This is a genomic window from Capnocytophaga sp., from assembly GCF_030532915.1.
Taxonomy (GTDB): Bacteria; Bacteroidota; Bacteroidia; order Flavobacteriales; family Flavobacteriaceae; genus Capnocytophaga.
Window position 1 is genome coordinate 1 of record NZ_JAUNKD010000062.1, and the last position, 2,954, is coordinate 2,954.

The window sequence follows — 2,954 nt, forward strand, 5'->3', positions numbered from 1 at the left end:
ACTGAAAAACAAATTTTTAAATACATAACAAAAACTACAACTTTTAAAGAAACGTTAATTTTTTCCTGAAAAACCTTTCTTTTTTATGTTTTTAATCATTGCGTTTATCCCTATTTGGAAAAGTTAAAATCATTTGAAGCAAACAAAAAAAAGGCTTTGCAATTGCTTGCAAAGCCTTCATTATTTTAGTTAAAGAGGAGTTCCTGCCTTTGTTTTAAAACGATATTCCAAATACGAATATGCGTCACGCGGCATTACCTGAACCCATCGTTTGTATTTTAAAAACCATTTAAAACGCATTGACAGCCAGCCGTGTGTGATATAGGCCGCCACAAAGGGATGCGCATTAAGCACAATGGTTCCTTTATAAGTCCCTTCTTTAATAATATTTTCAAGTTCCGTATTGATTTTATCAACCAAAACGATAGGTGCTTCTATTTCACCTTCCTTACTTGGATTTTCTTCTTTGGTTTTGATGTTTAGTTCTTGACGAACCCGCTGACGCGTGATTTGAATTAAACCAAACTTGCTCGGTGGCAGCACTTTATGTTTCGCTCTATCTTCTTCCATTTCTTTACGAAGGTGGTCAAACAAAATTTTACGATTGTCCGTGTTTGACATATCAATAAAATCCACCACGATGATTCCGCCCATATCTCGCAAGCGCAACTGCCGTGCAATTTCAGTGGCTGCTATCAAATTCACGGACAATGCCGTTGACTCTTGGTTGGTGGCTTTGTTGGAATGGTTTCCGCTATTCACGTCAATAACGTGCAGTGCCTCAGTATGTTCAATAACCAAATAAGCGCCCTTGGTCATTGAAACGGTGCGCCCAAAAGCCGTTTTTATTTGTCGCTCGATATGAAATTTTTCAAAAATCGGAACCGATGAGCGATAATGCTTTACTATGTTTTCCTTTCCGGGAGCAATATCTTGCAGATACGTAACAATTTGCTCATACAGCAAATCATTATCCACGTGAATACCTGTAAATGAATCATTAAACATATCACGCAGAATAGCTCCTGCCCGGTTGATTTCACTCATTACCTTTGAAGGGAAAACTGCTTTATGTACTTTTTTACACATCAAAACCCAACGCTCGAATAATCCTTGCAAATCTTTATCCAGTTCTGCTACTTTTTTGCCTTCTGCAACTGTGCGCACAATCACGCCAAACCCCTTAGGTTTAATGCTTTGCAAAAGTCGTCGAAGCCTTTCTTTTTCGGCTTTGCTTTCTATTTTTTGAGAGATGGAAATTCGGTCAGAAAACGGCACTAACACCAAGTACCTGCCTGCGATGGACAGCTCGGAACTGATTCGGGGTCCTTTGGTTGAAATTGGCTCTTTAACTATCTGAACCAAAATAGGTTGCCCCGCTTTAAGTACTTCCGATACGCCACCGTCTTTGTTAATATCGGGCTCCAACTGAAAGTCTTTCAGTGAATAATCTTTTAACTTGCCCGAAATAACCAATCGGACAAACTTTAAGAGGGATAAAAGTTGCGGACCCAAATCGTGGTAATGCAAAAAAGCATCCTTTTCATGCCCCACATTCACAAAGGCGGCATTAAGCCCCTGTATGGGTTTACGAATTTTGGCAAGCATAATATCTCCAACCCCTAACCCATTAGAATCTTCTTCTTTATGAAGTTCAATGAGCCTTCCTTCTTTCAATAAAGCAAAATCTATATAAGAGGAACCGGAACGAATTATTAATTCTTTATTCACTCTTTTTGGATTTTTTTGTTAAACATAACAATTTCAGTTTCAATAATTTAAACTGACGTTTCAAAGAACATTTTTCTTATAAGAAGAAAAAGTAGTTAAAAACTACTTTTTCTTTTTGTGACGATTTGCTCTCGCCCTTTTTTTACGTTTGTGGTTTGCCACTTTATGTCTTTTTCTCTTTTTTCCGCTTGGCATAAACTATTCGTTTTAATTATTTCTTTTTGCTTGATTTAACTTTAACTTTGGTTTTCACACCGTCAACGAACACTTTTGCCGGCTTAAATGCAGGAATGTTGTGAGCAGGAATTTTGATGGTCGTATTTTTAGAAATGTTACGCCCTGTTTTCTCAGCTCTTGTTTTGATAATAAAGCTACCAAAACCTCTCAAATACACATTGTTACCACCTTCCAAAGAAGCTTTCACTTCTTCCATAAAATTTTCAACTGTTGCTTGAACGTCATTTTTATCAAGACCCAACTTATCAGCGATCTTTGATACGATTTCTGCTTTTGTCATTTTATATTTCTTTTTAAATATTAATTTTATACTATTAAAAATTCGGACTGCAAATATACAAATTAATTATTTAAAAAACATAACGTTAGCCACTTTTTTTATTTTTAAAGTCTCATTTTTAGGATTTTCAAAAAAAACACATATTTTAAATTATTGATAATAAATAATTTACATCCAAAAAGATTCTTCCAAAAAAATATGACAATCTGCCTTAAAAAAACATAAAATTAACTTGATTTTGACTTTGTAACCTCAAAAACATCACTCCAAAAGTTGGGATATGACTTTGAAACCACCTCACAATCACAGATAACAAGGCTTGTTTTGAGCATCAAAGGCGTAAAAGCCATTGCCATTCGGTGGTCGTTATAGGTATTTATGGCTATTTCTGAACGCATTGCACCGGTTCGTTTTTCAAGTTGCAATGCGCTTTCGGTTGCAGTTACGGTCGCTCCTAATTTTTTCAGCTCTGTTTTCATTGCTTCCAAACGGTCCGTTTCTTTGATTTTCAGCGTATGAAGCCCCGTGAGTTTGCAAGCCACACCCAAACCAAAACACGTAACCATCACTGTTTGAGCAATATCCGGAGCGTTTTGTAAATCACACTCGTAAAAATCAGCTAATGGCTGTTTCATTTTTTCAAGAATGATTTCGTTGTTTTGAAACGTGGTTTTCACACCAAAAAAGGAATAAATTTCTGTGAGAA

General features: G+C 36.2%; 2 protein-coding genes and 1 pseudogene. All 3 read right to left on the bottom strand.

The window, feature by feature from the left end; all coding sequences use genetic code 11:
• Nucleotides 1-189: 189 nt before the first annotated feature.
• Entirely contained in the window at nucleotides 190-1,731 is a 1,542-nt protein-coding gene (locus Q4D72_RS11810; RefSeq protein WP_303078125.1) for a ribonuclease E/G, read from the bottom strand.
• Nucleotides 1,732-1,942: 211 nt separating this feature from the next.
• Nucleotides 1,943-2,248 carry an HU family DNA-binding protein gene (locus Q4D72_RS11815; RefSeq protein ID WP_303078126.1) on the bottom strand — a complete coding sequence of 102 codons (306 nt, stop codon included), beginning with the start codon at nucleotides 2,246-2,248 and terminating at the stop codon, nucleotides 1,943-1,945.
• 227 nt (nucleotides 2,249-2,475) lie between these two features.
• A pseudogene (locus Q4D72_RS11820) lies at nucleotides 2,476-2,954 on the bottom strand (3-phosphoshikimate 1-carboxyvinyltransferase); the annotation flags it as partial.